This is a genomic window from Paenibacillus taichungensis, assembly GCF_050994985.1.
Lineage (GTDB): Bacteria > Bacillota > Bacilli > Paenibacillales > Paenibacillaceae > Paenibacillus > Paenibacillus taichungensis.
On the sequence record NZ_CP194720.1, the window covers coordinates 2,171,488 to 2,190,826 of the forward strand.

Annotated in this window: 17 protein-coding genes; 12 read left to right on the forward strand and 5 right to left on the reverse strand. The window is 42.5% G+C overall.

Annotation, left to right across the window (positions count from 1 at the left end; all coding sequences use genetic code 11):
* Window positions 1-21 precede the first annotated feature (21 nt).
* Complete coding sequence (locus ACR1R9_RS09980; protein WP_433921183.1) at window positions 22-1,155, reverse strand: LuxR C-terminal-related transcriptional regulator; 1,134 nt, start codon at window positions 1,153-1,155, stop codon at window positions 22-24.
* Between the two features lie 159 nt (window positions 1,156-1,314).
* On the opposite strand from ACR1R9_RS09980, the gene ACR1R9_RS09985 reads away from it, so the two are divergent.
* The 3 genes from ACR1R9_RS09985 (at window position 1,315) to ACR1R9_RS09995 (ending at window position 3,810) form a co-directional block, all read left to right on the forward strand.
* Entirely contained in the window at window positions 1,315-2,058 is a 744-nt protein-coding gene (locus ACR1R9_RS09985) for an SDR family NAD(P)-dependent oxidoreductase (protein WP_076291428.1), read from the forward strand.
* 455 nt (window positions 2,059-2,513) lie between these two features.
* Entirely contained in the window at window positions 2,514-3,314 is an 801-nt protein-coding gene (locus ACR1R9_RS09990) for a Cof-type HAD-IIB family hydrolase (protein WP_175381041.1), read from the forward strand.
* Window positions 3,315-3,381: 67 nt separating this feature from the next.
* The gene (locus tag ACR1R9_RS09995; protein ID WP_076291386.1) at window positions 3,382-3,810 is read left to right on the forward strand and encodes a nucleoside 2-deoxyribosyltransferase; all 429 of its coding nucleotides are present in this window, start codon (window positions 3,382-3,384) and stop codon (window positions 3,808-3,810) included.
* 82 nt (window positions 3,811-3,892) lie between these two features.
* Here ACR1R9_RS09995 and ACR1R9_RS10000 read toward each other — a convergent pair whose 3' ends face one another.
* Window positions 3,893-4,294, reverse strand: a complete 402-nt coding sequence (locus ACR1R9_RS10000; protein WP_076291385.1) for a VOC family protein — start codon at window positions 4,292-4,294, stop codon at window positions 3,893-3,895.
* Between the two features lie 330 nt (window positions 4,295-4,624).
* On the opposite strand from ACR1R9_RS10000, the gene ACR1R9_RS10005 reads away from it, so the two are divergent.
* The gene (locus tag ACR1R9_RS10005; protein WP_433921182.1) at window positions 4,625-5,425 is read left to right on the forward strand and encodes a GNAT family N-acetyltransferase; all 801 of its coding nucleotides are present in this window, start codon (window positions 4,625-4,627) and stop codon (window positions 5,423-5,425) included.
* A 352-nt stretch (window positions 5,426-5,777) separates the two neighbouring features.
* Complete coding sequence (locus ACR1R9_RS10010) at window positions 5,778-7,076, forward strand: NCS2 family permease (protein ID WP_063563691.1); 1,299 nt, start codon at window positions 5,778-5,780, stop codon at window positions 7,074-7,076.
* A 71-nt stretch (window positions 7,077-7,147) separates the two neighbouring features.
* Here ACR1R9_RS10010 and ACR1R9_RS10015 read toward each other — a convergent pair whose 3' ends face one another.
* Complete coding sequence (locus ACR1R9_RS10015) at window positions 7,148-7,900, reverse strand: MerR family transcriptional regulator (RefSeq protein WP_433921181.1); 753 nt, start codon at window positions 7,898-7,900, stop codon at window positions 7,148-7,150.
* A gap of 22 nt (window positions 7,901-7,922) precedes the next feature.
* Window positions 7,923-8,534: a lysostaphin resistance A-like protein gene (locus tag ACR1R9_RS10020; protein WP_433921180.1), complete on the reverse strand. Its 612-nt coding sequence runs from the start codon at window positions 8,532-8,534 to the stop codon at window positions 7,923-7,925.
* Between the two features lie 355 nt (window positions 8,535-8,889).
* On the opposite strand from ACR1R9_RS10020, the gene ACR1R9_RS10025 reads away from it, so the two are divergent.
* The 6 genes from ACR1R9_RS10025 (at window position 8,890) to ACR1R9_RS10050 (ending at window position 16,553) form a co-directional block, all read left to right on the forward strand.
* Window positions 8,890-9,834 (forward strand): ABC transporter permease, encoded by a 945-nt coding sequence (locus tag ACR1R9_RS10025; RefSeq protein ID WP_433921179.1) that lies wholly within the window; start codon window positions 8,890-8,892, stop codon window positions 9,832-9,834.
* A 15-nt stretch (window positions 9,835-9,849) separates the two neighbouring features.
* A complete protein-coding gene (locus ACR1R9_RS10030) occupies window positions 9,850-10,779 on the forward strand; it encodes a carbohydrate ABC transporter permease (RefSeq protein ID WP_076291379.1) in 930 nt (309 codons plus the stop codon).
* 82 nt (window positions 10,780-10,861) lie between these two features.
* A complete protein-coding gene (locus ACR1R9_RS10035; protein ID WP_076291378.1) occupies window positions 10,862-12,367 on the forward strand; it encodes an ABC transporter substrate-binding protein in 1,506 nt (501 codons plus the stop codon).
* A 174-nt stretch (window positions 12,368-12,541) separates the two neighbouring features.
* Window positions 12,542-14,269: a sensor histidine kinase gene (locus ACR1R9_RS10040; protein WP_076291377.1), complete on the forward strand. Its 1,728-nt coding sequence runs from the start codon at window positions 12,542-12,544 to the stop codon at window positions 14,267-14,269.
* A 3-nt stretch (window positions 14,270-14,272) separates the two neighbouring features.
* A complete protein-coding gene (locus ACR1R9_RS10045) occupies window positions 14,273-15,034 on the forward strand; it encodes a response regulator transcription factor (RefSeq protein ID WP_076291376.1) in 762 nt (253 codons plus the stop codon).
* 7 nt (window positions 15,035-15,041) lie between these two features.
* A complete protein-coding gene (locus tag ACR1R9_RS10050) occupies window positions 15,042-16,553 on the forward strand; it encodes an ABC transporter substrate-binding protein (protein WP_076291375.1) in 1,512 nt (503 codons plus the stop codon).
* Window positions 16,554-16,714: 161 nt separating this feature from the next.
* Here the strand turns inward: ACR1R9_RS10050 and ACR1R9_RS10055 are convergent, their stop codons facing one another.
* Window positions 16,715-17,995 carry a glycoside hydrolase family 125 protein gene (locus tag ACR1R9_RS10055; RefSeq protein ID WP_433921176.1) on the reverse strand — a complete coding sequence of 427 codons (1,281 nt, stop codon included), beginning with the start codon at window positions 17,993-17,995 and terminating at the stop codon, window positions 16,715-16,717.
* A 392-nt stretch (window positions 17,996-18,387) separates the two neighbouring features.
* Between ACR1R9_RS10055 and ACR1R9_RS10060 the strand changes: the two genes are divergently transcribed.
* Window positions 18,388-19,338 carry an ABC transporter permease gene (locus tag ACR1R9_RS10060; RefSeq protein ID WP_076291373.1) on the forward strand — a complete coding sequence of 317 codons (951 nt, stop codon included), beginning with the start codon at window positions 18,388-18,390 and terminating at the stop codon, window positions 19,336-19,338.
* Window position 19,339 lies beyond the last annotated feature (1 nt).

A 19,339-nucleotide genomic window follows, 5' to 3' on the forward strand; every position in this document is an offset into this window, starting at 1 on the left:
TGCGAATTAAATTCAACGGTACTAACTCAATAATCCCCAACGGAAAGCATAGGCAACGACCTGTGTCCGATTTTTTGCACGCAGCTTGGTCATCAAGCTGCTTACGTAATCTCTCACTGTATACTCGCTGAGGAACAACAAGGAAGCAATTTTCTTGTTATCATAACCTTCCGCCAGAAGTTCGAGAACGGTTGCCTCTCTTTCTGTTAAAGCGATGGCCATCGTTTTGGCGGTGTTTTCCTTCTCTTTCCTAGATAAAAACAAACCAATCCTTTTCCCCACTTGTTCAAGCAAATCCAGCTCAGCCTTCGTGCAATCAAATGAATCTCCCATTTGGTCAAAAGTGACCCAGCCATACAATTGATGCTCGTGAGCAATCGGTATAAATATAATCGAAGACAACTGAAATAACTGGATATGCTCATCCCTTAGATAAGGTTTTGGATTTTTCAAATAGATCGGTCTTTTAGAGTTGAAGATTAGATTTTGCTCGGTCAATTGTCCTTTCATACTCTGAATTTTTGGAAGTTCTTCACCAATGACCCCATAGAACTGGTTGGACCAAGGTACATAGGCATAGAAGACACAACGTTTGTAATTGAAATACTTCTCACATTTTTTCAGGATAAAGGCTAGATCTGAAGCTCCCGAAGAACTGACTAGGAGTTGGTTTAATTGGTCCAGCAAACGCAGTTTTTTTAATTCGTTATTTTCCTCCGTTTCATGATTACCAGACTCCGTATCAGCCCACTTATGAAAGCTATGCATCAGATACGAAAAGACAGATAACAGGAACATAAGCGGGTCCAACATCCGTTGATGTTTCAGTTGTATTAATAGTGTTAGTAAAGATTTTTCCAATATAATTTGAAGCCATTGTAAGCTTGCCATATTTAAAATAGTTAACTGGGATTGAACCCAGGTATCCAAATAAGAAGAATAATGATTATCCATATGATCCAAGTCTGAATAAGTAAACATCTGAAAAAAGGATCTCATCAGTACTTCCGTTTCGATCCGATGTGTTTCAGAAATATTAGCTTCCGCGATCAGGTAAATGTTTGTGTTTTCTTCGAGCTGTTTGCTATGCGTTTTGAAAAATAATACAAATTCCTGAAAAGTCATTTCAGTATATGGATGAAAATTTTGTGTCATAATAAGTCGTTCCCTTCAAATGAAATACCCTACAAATGGGGGGTATACAATCCATTATTACACAGAACTTTATAGGATAGTATTTCAAAATTAAAGGAGTAAGATTGAGGAGTACAAGTTCATGAATCTTACTATGAAGAAATGGAGCGGTTGAATCTTATGAAATTAAATGAAAAAGTAGCTATTGTTACAGGTGGTGCTAGTGGAATTGGAGAAGCCACCGTTCGCCTTTTCGCAAAAGAAGGAGCAAAAGTGGTCATTGCTGACTTTTCTGAACATGGTAAAGAACTAGCTGCTGAACTCAACGGGGAAGGTCATGATACGTTATTTGTCAAAACAGATGTGACTAAAGAAGAAGATATTAAACACATGATTAATGAAACCGTTGAGAAATACGGTAAGCTGGATATTATGTATGCAAATGCAGGGGTTGCTGATGACGAAATCGCTGATGTATTGTCATATGATAAATGGAAACGGACGATCGATATTAACTTGTCAGGTGTATTTCTTTCCGATAAATATGCGATTGAGCAGTTCCTTAAGCAAGGAAATGGTGGAGTTATTGTTAATGCTGGCTCAATCCACAGCTTTGTTGCGTTGCCTAAAACGACAGCGTATGCCTCGGCAAAAGGAGGCGTTAAACTGTTAACTCAGAATTTATGTACTGCATATGCAAGCGAGGGAATCCGTGTCAACGCGGTATGTCCAGGATACATTGAAACGCCTCTGTTGAAAAATGTAGATGTAAAAAGCAAAGAATATTTAACTTCACTTCACCCACAGGGCAGACTTGGACGACCAGAAGAAGTAGCAAAAGCTGTGTTATTCTTAGCCAGCGATGATGCTAGTTTCGTGAATGGTACAACCTTGCTTGTTGATGGAGGGTATACCGCACATTAATTTTGGTGAGATAAAAGATGATTTTATCTGAAAACCAATGTTCAAATCGAAATAAACCTCTAATCATTGAAGAATTCATTCATGATTAGAGGTTTTCTTTTACATACGGCCGAGGCTATAGAAGCTTCCTAAAATACCCTTTGACAGAGCATTAAGGTTTGCTGCATACTGACTTTATAAAGTTGTTTTATAAAGATGGTTACAAAACGCACGGCTACATTAGAAAGGACCAATGGAGATACAGGAGGTGAGCGTTATGGTATATATAATTTTAGCAGCTATCATTTGGATTGGGGCATATGCGGCTTTGAAATTGTCGAATCAGCCTATAGAAGTGAAGCCAGTTCGATCCATTAATGATCTCTTTGAATAGATAAAGGAATTGCCATAGATACTTAATAAGTTTACTTTATAAAGATAAATAATAAATCCAACTTGAAGTCGGAGGATTTAAAATGATTAAACTCGTAGTAACTGATCTGGACGGAACATTTCTGAATAATCAAGGTTCGTTTAATAATGAACTTTTTAATGAAGTACATGAAGAAATGCAAAAGAAAGGAATAACGTTTGTTGCCTGTACGGGAAAACAGTGTGAACGAGTAGAAAAGTTGTTTGGTAACCATGGAAAAGGAATTTGGATTCTCGGAGATAGCGCGGCCAGAATTAAGAAAGATGGAAAAGTCGTCAAAGAGTTTAGCATTGATCGCACGCTTGTTCTGCGAGCCATTGAAGAAATTCAAGGTTTTGATCCCCAAATGACAATCATTGTATGTGCAAGCGATGCAGCATACGTACATTCCTCGATCTCTGATGATATGTACAACGTAGTTAAAGGCTCTTATGAACAAGTCATAAAAGTGGATTCCTTCTCTGAAATCGAGAGTGATTTTATCAAAATAACCGTATTTGATACAGAAGGCAGAAGCACAATGCTTAGAAAACATGTAGAACAAACGTTAAATGGGCAAATCTATATTGTCGACTCTGAAGCCAGATGGCTGGATATTACTGCTCTTCATACTCATAAAGGCGAAACGGTAAAAAAATTACAGGATATGCTGGGGGTAACTGCGGAGGAAACGATGTCGTTCGGTGATGGAGAAAACGATGTTGAACTGATGACAATTGCTAAGTACAGCTTTGCTGTTAGCAATGCTTGCGAGAACACCAAAAAAGCAGCAAGTTTCATCACAAAATCTAATGAAGAAAACGGCGTTCTAATAACCATTCAAAAAATGATGGATTTACAGTAGGACTGGCTCTAAACATTCAAATAGAAATTACTATATGACAAAGGCTGTGAAAAGGAGCGTGTGATATTTGCATAAAAATGTATATTTGTCAGGCTCTATACTTACTTCTGGGGAACGACGGAAATTGGAACGATTAAATACGATTATGGAAGCACATTTCTTAACCACACATCTACCACATAGAGACATAGAAACTCAATTTCTGGACTCAAAAAGTAGAGATGAAATGTTCAAATTCACTGTTAAGGCGATAGAAGAATGTGATATGTTTGTCGCTGTTATAAACAACAATGGCTTGAATTTAAGTAATACCTGCTGGGAGCTTGGTTATGCTTATGCGCATAAGAAACCCATCTTTTGTCTACATGAAGGTGAATTCGATATCAATCAATGGGGACAACTCATGTTGATGAATTCTTCCGTTGTTTGTCATAATGTGGAAGAACTTAAAGAACAATTAGATCTTACATTACAAAAAATAAGTGCATCCTCATAATTGATCAGAAATACAAATAAAACGGTACGAAGTACCATATGAAACAAACGCCGGCGACCTTAACAGGTGACCGGCATTTCGCTTATTTTTTCGGCATTTTACTCTCATCCATGTATAACAGGTTCCAGCGGTGACCGTCCAGGTCGGCAAATCCTGCGCCGTACATCCAGCCGTCGCTCTCACTCGGTTTGCCAAAGATGCTTCCTCCAGCAAACTCCACTTTTTGAATAAAGGTATCTATTTCTTCTCTGCTTTCAGCGCCAATGGAGAATATTACTTCTGCGCTATGGGAAGTATCTGCTGTTTTTGAACCTGTAAATTTCTCAAACGCTGACTCCGGGAACAATAGAATAGCTGTTTGACCTATGGAAAGCTTGGCTCTTTCGTTCCCAACGCTCACCGCTTGGAATCCAATCTCATTGAAAAAGGCAGTTGACTTCTCAACATCTTTGACAGGCAGGTTAATCCAGATTTCTTGTGGCATGGCTGTCGCCTCCTAAATAAAATTTTAACTAAGCTTAATATACTCTACTTCTGGCAGCAGATGCGAATCTTATCAAAGAAATAAATGAATGTTATTATTATGAATATTGAACAAATGGAGGGATGGACATAGATAAGAAGAAGTACTTTATCCTGATGCCACCGATGTTAATCATTGGACTGTTTATCATTTACATTCTTCCAGCTAATCAGAGAGCTTATGTATTCTTAGTTCCTATTGTATTTTGGTTGGCATACTATATCTGGGTATTTGTTGAAAGAAAACAAGATAAAAAAGAGAATAAGAAATTATAGGTTGAGAGGTGTTAAAATGATTTCGCATCGCTTGCTTACTCACGATACAATTATTGAATTATTGCCCAACATTAATACAGAACAGAATTTGCTTTTTTATAGTTATTTAACGCAACGTATGGATAAGGCTCAATATGTTGGTCAATTTATGAATAGTCAACTTACAGCCGTATTAGCTTATTATAGCGAACTATCCTTTCCAGCATTTTCTTTCTTCCGAGTTGAAGGTCGGGACATCTTTTTGCCAGAACTCGTTGCTTTTACAAGAGAAACGATCCAACTTGATGAAAGTGCTGTATGTGGTACGATACTCTGTCAACGGGACCTTGAACTTTTTCAATCCTTCGCTCTCATCAAAGGAATTCCTCAGCGTTTTCTAACGATGAAACATCAGGATGAATCGAAACTCCTTGAAACTCACATTGTAAAAAGGATAAATGAAAATGAATATTCTAAGGTAATTGATTTTTTACATAGTGGGGAAATGAGGTTTTTCACAAGAAGTGAGTTAGAGAATTACCCTTTTCTTGGAATTAAGGAAGGGGAAGATTTCATAGCTGTTGGTGGCTACCATTTTTATGACTCTCAGCTAGTAGAGCTTGGGAATATTGTTACCAGGTTAGATTACAGAGGCAGAGGATTAGCTAAACGCCTAACCAGTGAATTGACACACCTCGGTAAAAAACGGTCACCAGATGTTTATCTGGGCGTTTTAGCAAATAACGTGCCTGCTGTTCGCTTATATGAAGGCTTGGGGTATCAAACAACAATGGAACTTTATATTGTCAATTTTACTTTATCCACGACAAAAATATAGTCCAAATCTATAGTCGCTACTTTTGCGGCTTTTTTTGTTTGATTGGTACAAAAACTAAACAGTGTAGCTTACTCTAAAAAACGAATGAACACTCCATATCATCTCTATATAGTTCGTAAATAACTGTGAACAATACGTTAATTCATTGACAATGAGTGTAATATTTATTAAAATTCGAAAGGGCATCAGGGTAAAGCAGATATGAGTATCCTTATCAGTGGTTTAGAATCTTAGCTTTTTAATCCTAATGACGAATATAGGAGCGGTAATATTACAATCCTATGACGATGATTAGGATTTTTTTGTTTTTAGCTTTGGTGAATAATTTGAAAGTTGGAGGCTGGCTTTAATCATGGACAATTGGTTCAAACTAAAAGAAAGAGGCACGACCGTATCAACGGAGATCATCGCAGGGATTACGACATTTTTCACGATGGTATACATAGTGATCGTAAACCCAGGAATACTCAGCAGTACGGGCATGGACTTTAACGGCGTATTCATTGCTACGGTGCTGGCAAGTATTGTCGCGACACTGATTATGGGAATCGGGTCCAATTATCCGATTGTCATAGCGCCTGGTATGGGTCTGAATGCATTCTTTGCCTATAGTGTAGTTGCTGGATATGGTGTGTCTTGGCAGGTTGCACTAGGAGCGGTATTTATAGCAGGGCTTTTGTTTATTATTTTATCACTTACTTCATTTCGTTACATGCTGCTTGATGCCATTCCTGCGAGCCTTAAGCACGCGATAACAGCAGGTATCGGATTGTTTATCACAACGGTAGGTCTGCAAAATTCCGGGATTATTGCCGATTCAGAATCGAATTTGATTACGATCGGGAACTTGGCAGAACCTATGACTTACTTGACCATTATCGGATTAATTATCACTGTTGTGCTTATGGCTTACAATGTAAAAGGTTATCTGTTCATCGGAATGGTGGTCACAGCGGTTCTTGCCTGGATCATGGGACTATTTCAAATGCCTGAGTCGATTGTATCCTTGCCGCAAGGCCTCACGTCAACGGCTTTCCAATTGGATTTAGCAGGTGTATTCTCTAATGGTTTGTATACCATCATATTTACATTCCTGTTGATCACGCTGTTTGATACGACGGGGACCATGCTCGGCGTTGCTGAGCAAGCAGGACTGCTGAAGGAAGGTAAATTTCCGCGCTCACGCGGCGCCCTATTGGCAGATGCCGTAGGAACTACCACCGGCGCTTTGCTCGGAACGAGCCCAACATCGGCTTATATCGAGTCCAGCACAGGGGTGGCTGCAGGAGGAAGAACAGGGCTGACGGCGGTAACGGTAAGTGTACTGCTTGCTCTTACGTTGTTTTTTACACCTATCGTAAGTGTCATATCAGGTATCCCGGCGATTACTTCTCCGGCACTGATTATTGTGGGTTACTTTATGATTAGCGTAATCAGCAAAATCAACTGGAAGGATCTCGAAGAAACATTTCCTGCATTCTTGATTATCATACTTACTCCGTTGACGCACAGTATTGCGACAGGGATCGGTGTTGGCTTTATTTTCTATCCGGTACTCAAGTTGCTTCGCGGAAAGGGTAAGGACGTTCATCCGATATTCTACATTTTTGCCGTATTGTTCTTCATTCAGCTTGTATTCCTGGACCACTAAGAAACGGTTTCATCAAAAAGGAGAACTGCGTATTTAAAGGCGGCTCTCCTTTTTGATATGTAGCCCTCGGTTTAATCCTTTAGAGGAGAATTCTTCTTCGTATTTAATACTTCAAATGCTTCTTTTAAAAAATCCATAGTATGCTTAGGCACCAACGATTCATAGGGTTTTACGTTTTTATACAGTTCTTCGTTATTTACCTCGTCATTAAAAAACAGATTACTTAATGGAGTATCTGCAAATATATCGTGCAACTGCTGCTGTATGAAAGGATGGTCTGGTTTAAGATCCTTTACGATAGCTCGATGGACCAGCAATAACAAATTGTAAAGTTGTCCATCCAAGTACGTTTGCTTAGAGAAATCCTCTGGAAACACCTGATCGATAATATCTACAGAGATATACTTTTGAAGCAGCTTTTTTTGAGCCTGCTCAACACGCATGGAATTCATAAGGAGCATAAGTATTTCAGAGTTTGATTCATTGAGTTGATCTTGCTCGGTTACCAATTTAATTCGTTCAATTGATGCTAAAGAATAATCAATTGCTTCTCTGCGCTGCCGTAGTGATTGTTCTTGAACTCTAATGATTTCATTGAAAGAATAATTTGGATTATCCAAACAGACTTTAATCTCGTTTAATGAAAGACCTAGACTTTGCAATAATTGGATTTCATGAAGCCTTTTAAAATCCTCATTTACATATATATAATGTTCATTTTCATTTTTTTGTGAGGGTACTAATATGCCAAGTTGTCGATAATGTCTTAATGTACGAACCGTTGTGTTTGCCAGTTTTGCAAATTTACTCACCGTTAATCTCATCTAAAATTCCTCTTTTCAAAAATCATTTCTTATATTTTTTCGCCAGAATAATTCCAATAGAAGTATTATAAATCCCATGGGCAAGCATCGGCGGGATTAACGACCCGGTAAAATAAAAGAGTAGTGCTAAAATCAAACCATTTACAAACACGCCAGTAAGGATACGAGTGGCTCCTTTATATTGGGGAACATGTATTACCCAAAATAGAAATGTGCTTATTAGAATAACGAGCCAATCCACTGTTATTGAGTATCCAATAAATAATCCGATCAGGACACCTCTAAAAAAGAATTCTTCAAACACACCACCACCTATTGCAGATACAGCTATACCACTTGGTCGGATCATTATTTTTTTGATCATATCTGATCCTTCAGTTTTGGGTAGTTCTGTTCTTGTTTTGATGAAAGTAATTAGAACAATAGTTGTAATAAACAAACTAGAAATAAGACCAATGAGTACAGCGGTTAAAATACTAATTTCGTTTGGTATAAATAAGGAAGCTATAAATGGTAACATTTCTCCCCACTTAAATATCCCAATAAAAACCAATCCGATAAAAAGAAATGATGTGAGCGTTAGGGATGCTTTCAACAGGATTTTATACTGTTCCTTTGTATTGGGGTTAGTCATAATTAAACTCCTCTTAACTTTTTTTTCATTATAAATTGTGACGTAACGTCCCCCGCAACATTTGCTTTATTTTTAAGAAACTAAGTTCTTGTCCCAAATGGAGGATAGGAAGATTTGTGCCATATCTGATTTCCGGACCTTGAGTGTGACAACTCGCAAGGTCTTTCTATTAGCGGCTTCCTTGGTTTATCGAAATAAGTCGATTAGAAAAATCACAATGAAAAATCGATGTGAAATATACGGAAACCTATTGTTTTTTGACTATTGTCTTACGTTTTTGATCTAGGAATCATCTGGCGATTTTCATAGAATTACAACTAATCGAGGGTAGGTTCTACAAGAAGGGAAGAATGATATGGGAGCAAAAGTCACCCGCAAAAGAGTAAGAACACGCTGGCGCAAGCATGATACTGAGCTCACACTGCTCGTGCTTCCGACCACAATCTGGTACATTTTGTTCAGCTTCTTGCCAATGTTCGGTGTCATTATCGCTTTCAAGAATTTCAAGATTCACGGGAATTTTCTTAGTAATGTTATAAACAGCGACTGGATCGGGTTCAAAAACTTTGAATTCCTGTTCAGTTCGAATGACGTCTGGATCGTAATTCGCAATACAATCGGTTACAACATGATCTTTATTATTCTGGGTATCATCGTGCCTGTGTCACTTGCATTGATGGTTGGACAACTGCACAGCCGCAAGGCAGCCAAGATTTATCAAACGATGATGTTTCTCCCGTATTTCCTATCTTGGGTTGTCGTTTCCGCGGTGCTTTGGGCATTCCTGAGCTATGACAAAGGGATAGCCAATCAAGTTCTGACCCATTTCAACCAGGATCCAAAAAATTGGTACATGGAACCATCCTATTGGCCTTATCTCCTTGTATTTATGAACATGTGGAAGGGTCTCGGCTATGGGATGGTTGTTTACTTGGCGACAATCACAAGCATGGATTCGACCTATTACGAAGCGGCCGTCATTGATGGCGCTAACAAATGGCAGCAGACACGCTATATTACGCTGCCCTTAATGAAATTTGTTATTGTGCTGATGTTTATTCTGTCAGTCGGAGGCATCTTTTCCACGGATTTTGGCTTGTTCTTCCAAGTGCCACGGGACTCCAATTCTCTCTACAACGTAACCACGACGGTCGATGTGCTTGTGTACAAACAACTCAAAACCGCGACGGTCGGGATGGCGTCCGCCTCTGCCTTCATGCAATCTGTACTGGGCTGCGGAATGATCCTATTCGCGAACTGGATCGTTCGCAAAGTTGATCCAGAAAGCGCACTGATTTAGAGAGGAGGCAGGAAGATGTCAACACAATCAAGCTACGATTCCGGTCTTGAAAAGTTTAACCGCGTTGGCAAAGGAACGAACATTTTGTTTCACTTGATCTTTATCATTTTAGCCTTGCTGTGCGTAGTCCCTATCGTCGTGGTACTGTCCATTTCACTGTCAAGTGAGGCTTCGATTCGAGAGACCGGTTACCAACTCCTACCGTCGGCATTCTCGGCAGAGTCCTACAACTATATCGTTAAGCAGGGCTCGATGATTATACGTGCACTCGGAGTCTCCGTATTCGTTACGGTAGTAGGCACGCTGATCGGCGTACTGCTCACCACTTCGATGGGTTATGCATTGTCCCGTCCCCAATTCAAACTAAAAGGACTGCTGACATGGATGGTATTCATCCCAATGGTTTTTAACGGCGGTCTTGTCTCTAGCTATTACATCAATTCGACGATGTTGGGATTAAGCAACACAATCTGGGCGCTGATTCTACCCTTAGCCGTGTCCTCCTTTAATGTCATCATCTGCAAAACTTTTTTCAAGACGACCATTCCGGACGGGCTGATCGAATCGGCTGAAATCGACGGAGCAGGTCAATTCCGCATCTTCTTCACAATCGTGCTCCCGATCTCACTGCCTGTTCTAGCGACGATTGGCCTGTTTCTCTGCTTCTCGTACTGGAATGACTGGTTTCAATCGATGTTGTATATTGACGACCAAAGCTTGTATTCGCTACAGGCACTACTGAACAGCCTGATGAGCAACGTTGATGCGCTGGCTAAAAACGCTTCGACGATGGGCATAAGCTATGCTGAGCTTGTCGCCACGATGCCCAAAGAATCGGCACGTATGGCTGTTGCGATCATTATTGTACTGCCCGTTGCTCTGGCTTACCCGTTCTTCCAGAAATACTTTATCTCCGGTTTGACGGTCGGTGCAGTTAAGGGATAAATCGAAATAAATCTGGAAATTTCAGGTTTATCATAATTTTGTACAGGATCGGTGCGTGTTAACTTAAGGGGGGAATAGAGGAATGAGGACAAGGTTTAAAGCATGGATGAAAGCTCCGCTTTTGATTGGAGTGGTAACGCTGGCTATCTTTGGTTTAACAGGCTGTTCCGGTTCAGACAACAATAACGCGTCAAACAACACGCCATCGGAAAACTCAGGATCGAATGCAGGCGAAGGTTCCGGCGAGGTACCTACGCTGGTCTGGTGGACGATTGGCGGACAAGTGCCAGCCAATTTTGATAAGGCAATTGAGAAGATAAACGAATATACGGCAGAGAAGATTGGTGTAAAAATCGATCTCCGCGTTGCCAGTTGGGGCGATTGGGACACTAAGATCAATACGATTGTAAACTCCGGTGAAGCTTTCGACATTATGTTTACGAATAACGGAAAATACAGTCAACAGGTCAACATGGGCGCTTTCACGGATATTACCGACCTTGTGCCAAACACGGTGCCGGACTTGCACAGTTATATCCCGGAATTGGTGTGGGATGGAACGAAAGTCGATGGAAAGATTTACGCTGTTCCAACGTATAAGGATTCTTCATTAACCCAGTACTGGGTGTTTGACGATGCGCTCGTTCAAAAGTACAATATCGACCTCGGCAGCATCAAGACACTACAGGATCTGGACAAGCCATTCCGTGACATCAAGGCTGGGGAAGGCAAAGGGTTCTATCCACTGTCCTTGACTCAGGGAGAGGGCATTAACGGTTTCTTTAATGACTATGACGATATGACTCTCGGCTTTCAGCCGATCGGCGTCAAGGCCGAAGATGAATCCCGTACAGTCGTTTCTGTTCTGGAACAACCGGATATACAGGAAAAGCTGAAGCTCATGCATCAATGGTATAAGGACGGTATTATCAATCCGGATGCGCCGACCAAGATCGAGGCTGACCCTTATCGCCCGTTCTTCAGTGCGCAGGCGTTCCCTGGTGCAGAAGTGAATTGGCAGATCTCCGCGGGTATTGATAAATACGACATGGTTCAAATTCTGGGTCCGATCTATACAACCAGCACAATCCAGGGATCCATGAACGCAATCTCTGCCAACTCCAAGTACAAGGAAGAAGCGCTTAAATATCTGGAACTGGTAAACACCGACTCCAAGCTGCGCAATATGCTCGCCTATGGCGAAGAGGGTGTCGATTTCGATTATGTAAACGACAATACAGTTGAACGGAAAACGGATTCGTGGCCATTGGCGGCCTATACGCAAGGAACGTTTTTCAACATGGCTGTCACAAAAGGCGCACCTGAAGATCAGTGGGATCAGGTCCGCAAACTGAATGAAGCAGCCACTTCATCTTCGATCCTTGGCTTTGCACTGGATATTAGCGAACTCGGCACTGAAGTAGCCAATGTGAAGGCTGTATGGAACAAATACAATTATGAGTTGATCACTGGCGCATCCGATCCAGAGCAGAAGATACCGCAAATTGTAGAAGAGTTGAAGAAAGCTGGCTTGGATAAGATTATGGAAGCCGCCCAAGAACAGATCAACGCATATTTCAAATCATAATCCTTGAGACTTGCGACAATAACCCGAACGGAGCCGTTGTGGCCGTTCGGGTTTTCCAATCTTATTGGAGACATTTGTGTTTAATTTAAGCTTATAACGGATTGATTTGTCCGACAAATAGCTATATGTTAAAACTATAAGTCTCAATATAATCCAACTGCTAAGGAGAGCTGCATGTTTTCCTTCTTTCAAATCAAAATCTACCGCCGCAAATTTATTGCTTACGCGATTTTCACGTTATTCATGGGTCTGATTTTAAGCGTGTTGACCACGCTTGTCTTGCTGCAGCAGTGGTTAGAGAATGCTCAGAATCAAGCGGCAGATGCATTCTCCCGGGTTGAAAGCATTCTTCAAAACGATGCTGAGCGGATTGAAGCCTATTTACAGCGAGTTTACTCTAATAACGGTCTGGTGGCAGACGTTCGTTTTTTTCTCGCCAATAGTGCGGAAGGCTATCTGACGGGAAGACTCCAGAACAGCCGCTATGATCAGCCTCTCGCTTCGTTTCCAGAAGACGTGAAAGCTTTTCTCGGCAGCGGGCAGGAAGATATCATCCAGGTAAGTCTACATACTGAGGAACGAGGCAACGTAGTGCGTTTTGCCAGTAACGGCGCGATGAGCTTTTTGTTTAATCTGCCGAACACGGATGATATATTTCGAGAGACAATCCAAAGAGGATTCGTCATCCGCAAGCAGCTGCTGGACGAAAATCAAATCTCACGCCAGCTCGGTGAGTTTCGTTTTTTGGTCAGCAGCGATGTATTATTCAAAGGCGTGCAGAACAATCGGTGGATTGAAAACGGAGTCGTCAGCACGGCTGGGGATGTCTATCTCATGGACGCTGGAGGCAGAGTCAACCAGGAATTATTCAGACAGGTTGCATTGCACGAACGTAGCAAGGGCTTTATGCAGTTAGGCAAGCTGGACCGCGTGTTTTATGTGATTCATTCGTCCAATGCTTACGACTACCAATTTATAAGTGTTGTAGACATGGCAGTGCTTTTCCGGCAAAAAGCCAGCATGCTAATTACCGTGTTCTTAATCTTTTTGGCAACTATGGTCAGTTTTCTCCTATTAATCGGATACAATCTTCGTGAAGATGCAGGTTTTCTGCAACGGATTATATATTCCATCCAACGTGTAAAATCCGCCAATTTTACGCCAATCAGTCCGACCCGTTATCGGAAGAATGAGTACGGAATGATCGCGAGGGAACTCGACGATATGACGCGTCAGCTTAACCAACACATTCGAACCGAATATTTGCTGAAACTGAAACAGAAGGAAACAGAAATGAAAGCGCTTCAAAATCAAATTAACCCTCATTTTTTGTACAATACACTTGAAATTATCCGATCGTTTGCGCTGGCCGGCCGCGCAGTTGATACGGCTGAAGCGGTAGCTACCCTAGGCTCGTTATATCGTGCAATCGTGAAGAACGAAGATATTATTCTGTTGGGCAGTGAGCTGGCTTTGCTTGAAAAATACTTAAAGATCATGGAATTTAAATATCCGGACAGATTCTATTATCAAATCAATGTGGACCAGGGACTACTGTCTCTGCCTACCGTTAAATTCTGGATGCAGCCGCTCGCCGAGAATTTTTTTGTTCACGGCTTCCATTCGGACCATGAATTTAATCTGCTTGTTGTGAATGGCATTGAAAATAACCACTCATACGTATTGGAGATTGTAGACAACGGGAACTCGATCTCGGAAGATCGATTGGCTGATATCCGCCGCAATCTGTCTTTTATCGGAGACTCGGTATCGGAGAGCATTGGCCTGCGCAACGTGTATACACGGCTTCATTTTTTCTATGGGAAAGGCTTTACCATGCAAATTGAAAATAATGTGGAAGCTGGTGTCAAAGTTACCTTAACCATAGCGAAGGAGGCGTAATGTATGTACAAACTTCTGATCGTTGATGACGAGCCACTAATCCTGGAGGGAATCAAGCGAACGCTGGACTGGGAAATGCTTGGCTTCAGACAGATCGAGACCAGCGAAACCTATGGGGATGCGCTAACAAAGGCTGTGGAGTTTTGGCCGGACCTCGCAATTTTTGACGTTTGCATCGGCAAGGAGCGTGGCTATAACGCCATTCACAAGCTTAATGAGCTAGGGCTCCCGACGACCTATATTATGATGAGCGGTTATGGTGAGTTCGAGTACGCCCTGGAGGCTATTCATTGTGGGGTTAAGGATTATCTACTCAAGCCCGTTGAGCGAGCAAAGCTTCAAGCTCTGATTGAACGAGTTATTGTCGAAAATTTGAACGGTACGCTGGAGGGAAGAAATCCGAACTGCCGTGACATAGACCCCATATTGGAAGTGCGCTACGACAGCTTATCCAAGCTAACAAATCGCATTTTGCTGATGGTTAAGGCTGAATACGATCAAAATATCAATCTCAAAGTGTTGGCCAGTCGTTTTCGGATGAACGGAACCTATCTTGGACAGATGTTTCTTAAGGAAACAAAGATGAAATTTTCGGAGTATCTTATGGTTTACCGAATGTTATGTGCACGAGAGCGTATTCAGGCTACAGACGAGAAGATATCGACAATTGCACTCTCCGTCGGTTACGCTAATCTAAACTATTTTTACACGCATTTCCAAGCCTACTTCAGCAAATCGCCTTCAGATATGCGGAGAAAGGAGTAGTCCAGAAATGATACATTCAATCTGGAACACATTGATCAAGTCTGTCCTGATTACTGCGATGTTGACGCTGCCTCTGTCGGGGTGTATATCAATATCCGGGAAGAACGAGGAATTCGACAGAAGTATCAACACAGTGAATCTGATTTATTATACGCTTGGCAATCCTGACCAGGATCTGAAGATGGTAAACGCTAAAATCAATGAAGTGTTGGCCCAAAAAATCGGAATCACTATTACATATATCAAGATTGGGTGGCAGGAGTACAATGACCGGATCAATACGCTAATTTCGACGGGAACTCCTTTTGATATTGCTTTTACCACAGATTACTCAAGCTATGTTCAGCGAGGAGCATGGCTGAGACTGGACAGCTACTTATCCAGCTTCGGCAAGGATATGTACGACACGATCGACCCCGTTCTATGGCAGGGCGTTCGCATGGAAGACGGCGGCATCTACGGTGTGCCTACGAATAAGGAGCTTGCCGTCCGCATGCAATGGATGTATCCGGAGACGCTTGTCCAAAAGTATGACATCGACATTACAAAATACAATTCCCTGGAGTCTTTGGATCCTCTGTTCCAAATGATCAAGGAAAAGGAACCTTCCTATCAGTTGATGGAGCTGGACAAGGATTCCCAGAACTTCTTCGCCATGTACGGTTACGAATATGTGCTGGATAAACCGCTACCACTGATGGTGCGTTCTCTGGATCCTGATGCGCAAGTATTCAATATATTTGAGACCGAGGAAGCAAGGCAGGTGCTGGATACACTCCGCTGCTATTACGTCAAGGGTTACATCAATGAAGACGCCGCCCTGCGGGAGAGCCAAAATCTCAAACGCGAAGAACGGGTTTTCTGGAAAGCTGCGGGAGGAGGCCCCCTTTCGGAAAATAGCTGGAGCAAAGATCGCGGCTACAAGGTTGTTGCTCATCCCGTGACCCCGCCTTTGATCACGACGGAATCCGTTCGCGGCGGAATTATGGCAATAAACGCAAAGTCAGCGCACCCCGTTGAAAGTGTAAAGTTTTTAAATTTGCTCAACACGGACCCGGAAATCCGCAATCTGTTTAATTACGGTATTGAAGGTGTTCATTATACGTTGGACAAGAACGGACAGGTGCTGCTGAAATCTTCCGGAGACAGCGACGACGATCCAGTCTCAGCAGTTGGCTATGAAGGTGTGCAGTATACGCAAGGAAACTGGTTCATTCTCAAAACGATCGGCGGAAAATTTCCCGATCCGTTGGATAAGTGGGATCAGTTCCGAGCAGCAAACGCAGAATACGTCAAATCGAACTTACTCGGATTCACGCCGAATTTGACCCGTATGTCCATTCAGGTCAACCTTATAAAAATGGTTTGGGAAAAGTACTATCCGAGCTTGATGACTGGCAGTGTGAATGTGGAGAGGGTACTGCCCAAATTCAACGAGGAGCTGAAGCAGGCGGGTCTGGACGAGGTGCGGGTAGAAATACAACGGCAGCTCGACGCTTGGCGTGTTGACCATCCATAAAGGGGAGTTACCGAATACCCGAAAGTTTTCCTAATTTCACTAATCCCTAATAACCGGCTGTGCCTTCCTTCTAAACTGGATGGCACAGCCGGTTCGTCAATAGGTGGAATACGATAGGGTTTTCCTATACTGTCATTTAAAAGTGTAAGGTTTAGATAAGCTTAGACAATTCCTTTGTCCATGGCTTTGCCGATCAGTGTAGCAAACAAACTGTTGGACCAGGCGAACCATTCACGTGAAAAGTCGGCGGGATCATCCGGGTGAAAGCCTTCATGCATATATCCGGTGTCCGCATCGGTCTGAACAAGCATATCAATTAATTCTTTGATCTCCTCATCGTTATCTGCTGTCAGCGCCTGCATGGACAATGCCATATGCCACACATAACCTCCCGGGGTATGTGGACTACCGATGCCTCTGGCATGTTTACCCTCGAAATAGAAGGGGTTGTCGAAGCTTAGGGCAAAGCGGCGGGTGTTCTGATAAATTTCATCCTCCACACCCACATAACCAATATAAGGAATAGATATCAGTCCTGGTGTACCGGCATCGTCCATCAGAGAATAATTACCGTATCCATCCGTTTCGTAGGCGTAAATTCGGCCGTATTTTGGATGATTCACAATTCCATAAGTCCGGATTCCGAAGTCGATCTCCTTGCGCAGCTTTGCTGCCCGGGCCGCCAGTCTTTCGTCCTTATAGATTACGCTTGCGATCTCGCGAATATAGTCCAGAATCACTACAGCGAACATATTGGACGGAATATTGTACCCAAACTCACAGCTGTCATCGCTTGGACGGAAGCCCGACCAGCTCATGCCGGTGTAATTGACAGGCATGCCGCGTCCGTTATTGTGCAAAGTTTCCGTATCCTGAACTGTCTCCCGGATGAAATGGTACGGAGATTTCTCCCCGTGGTACTGTTCCGTTTCGATAACGTTCACGATAGAGGTCAGCGCCTGGTAGCAGGCAGTATCAAAGATATCAGTCTGCTCCGCTTCCTTCCAGTACATATAAGCCAGCTGTACAACGAAGCAGAGGGAGTCCAACTCGTATTTGCGCTCCCACATCCAAGGGTTTAGATTGCAGTCATCCGTAGCTCGGTAATGTTTGTCACTTGCCGTTTCGTTGAAGGCATTGGTGTACGGATCAATATTGACATAGAACATCTGGCGGGCGATCAGGCCGCGGAGAATCCGCTGCAGCGCAGGGTCATGTTTAGCAAAAGGGATATAATGGCGCACTTGCTCCGTAGAATCACGCAGCCACATGGCCGGGATATCCCCGGTAAATACAAAGGTGGTACCATCTTCAAGCAGCTTGGTTGTTGTTTCCAGCGTATTCGGAAAGCAGTTGCGGAACAGTTGCTGCAATTTCGGATGATGTGCGAGCCGTTCATTGGCTTCAGTAAGATACGTAGTTATGGAAGCTGGCATGTTCATAGTCTAACTCCTCCTGTAAAGTTAAGATTAAGATTGTAGGATTGTAATACCGCAGAACAAAATCTTAATTTGGTTGGCATTCGTAGCAAATGTTTGCATACCTTCCCAATGAACACAATATGTCACTTATGAAGTGGGATAAGAGGTTCATAAGTGACATATTTGCAGCGATGCTTCGTCTGAAAATATTCACTTCAAGGCAGGCCGGAAAATACCACAGCAACGCGGTTTTACACTCTCTTAACATGACAATGCAGAACCTACATATTTACGGTGTCAACTTTGTTTCACTACACTTCGAATTGTAAGCGTTCGCAAGATTGGATGAGCAAGAATGCGAATCAGCTATATGATTTCATGTAACGAAAAACAACTTAGAGAGGAGTGGGAGAATGAAGGGGAGTTATGCACCAGTATCCGTGAATCCTTCAGTAAAGAACAAATCCCTTGGCAAAAGAATCTGGAAAAATTGGGAGCTCTATCTGTTCATGCTTCCCGTGTTATTGTATTTCCTCGTTTTTCATTACGGTCCGATGTACGGTATTCAGATCGCTTTTAAGAATTTCGTACCTTCGAAAGGAATTACGGGCAGCGAATGGGTCGGTTTTGACCACTTTGAACGGTTTTTCAATTCCTATTTTTTCTGGGATCTGCTATGGAACACGTTCAGCATCAGTTTCTATGAACTTGCTATCGGTTTTCCGCTTCCGATCATTCTGGCGCTGGCTTTCAATGAAGTCCGCAACGGCCCGTTCAAGAAGTCGGTTCAGACAGTAACTTATGCGCCGCATTTCATTTCTGTAGTTGTTATGGCAGGGATGATCATTACTTTTTTATCACCCTCGAGTGGAATGATTGTCCGGTTCATCGAGTTCCTGGGCCTACAACCAGCGGCGTTTCTGACTGATCCGGCCTGGTTTAAGACAGTGTATGTCTTCTCGGGCGTCTGGCAGAGCACCGGGTGGGGAACTATTATTTATCTCGCGGCTCTGTCAGGCGTAGATCCCCAGCTGCATGAAGCGGCCATTATGGATGGAGCAAGCCGGTTTAAACGGATGCTGCATATCAATCTGCCGACGATCGTGCCCACGATAACGATCATGCTGATCTTGAATATGGGTAATATACTGGGCCTTGGCTTCGAGAAGATTCTGCTGCTGCAGAATTCGCTCAATATGGAGGCTTCCGATGTAATTTCCACCTATGTATACCGCGCGGGCCTAGTGAACGCCCAGTACAGCTTCTCAACGGCTGTAGGATTGTTTAACTCGGTAGTCAACGTTATTTTGCTTGTTACTGTCAACCAGATCGCCAAACGAACCAGTGAGAATAGCCTCTGGTAGA

Bases quoted from the DNA above. Each gene is read 5' to 3' on its own strand.
- ACR1R9_RS09980 (WP_433921183.1), bottom strand. From the start codon at position 1,155: ATGACACAAAATTTTCATCCATATACTGAAATGACTTTTCAGGAATTT.
- ACR1R9_RS09985 (WP_076291428.1), top strand. From the start codon at position 1,315: ATGAAATTAAATGAAAAAGTAGCTATTGTTACAGGTGGTGCTAGTGGA.
- ACR1R9_RS09990 (WP_175381041.1), top strand. From the start codon at position 2,514: ATGATTAAACTCGTAGTAACTGATCTGGACGGAACATTTCTGAATAAT.
- ACR1R9_RS10000 (WP_076291385.1), bottom strand. From the start codon at position 4,294: ATGCCACAAGAAATCTGGATTAACCTGCCTGTCAAAGATGTTGAGAAG.
- ACR1R9_RS10005 (WP_433921182.1), top strand. From the start codon at position 4,625: ATGATTTCGCATCGCTTGCTTACTCACGATACAATTATTGAATTATTG.
- ACR1R9_RS10010 (WP_063563691.1), top strand. From the start codon at position 5,778: ATGGACAATTGGTTCAAACTAAAAGAAAGAGGCACGACCGTATCAACG.
- ACR1R9_RS10015 (WP_433921181.1), bottom strand. From the start codon at position 7,900: ATGAGATTAACGGTGAGTAAATTTGCAAAACTGGCAAACACAACGGTT.
- ACR1R9_RS10020 (WP_433921180.1), bottom strand. From the start codon at position 8,534: ATGACTAACCCCAATACAAAGGAACAGTATAAAATCCTGTTGAAAGCA.
- ACR1R9_RS10025 (WP_433921179.1), top strand. From the start codon at position 8,890: ATGGGAGCAAAAGTCACCCGCAAAAGAGTAAGAACACGCTGGCGCAAG.
- ACR1R9_RS10030 (WP_076291379.1), top strand. From the start codon at position 9,850: ATGTCAACACAATCAAGCTACGATTCCGGTCTTGAAAAGTTTAACCGC.
- ACR1R9_RS10035 (WP_076291378.1), top strand. From the start codon at position 10,862: ATGAGGACAAGGTTTAAAGCATGGATGAAAGCTCCGCTTTTGATTGGA.
- ACR1R9_RS10040 (WP_076291377.1), top strand. From the start codon at position 12,542: ATGTTTTCCTTCTTTCAAATCAAAATCTACCGCCGCAAATTTATTGCT.
- ACR1R9_RS10045 (WP_076291376.1), top strand. From the start codon at position 14,273: ATGTACAAACTTCTGATCGTTGATGACGAGCCACTAATCCTGGAGGGA.
- ACR1R9_RS10050 (WP_076291375.1), top strand. From the start codon at position 15,042: ATGATACATTCAATCTGGAACACATTGATCAAGTCTGTCCTGATTACT.
- ACR1R9_RS10055 (WP_433921176.1), bottom strand. From the start codon at position 17,995: ATGAACATGCCAGCTTCCATAACTACGTATCTTACTGAAGCCAATGAA.
- ACR1R9_RS10060 (WP_076291373.1), top strand. From the start codon at position 18,388: ATGAAGGGGAGTTATGCACCAGTATCCGTGAATCCTTCAGTAAAGAAC.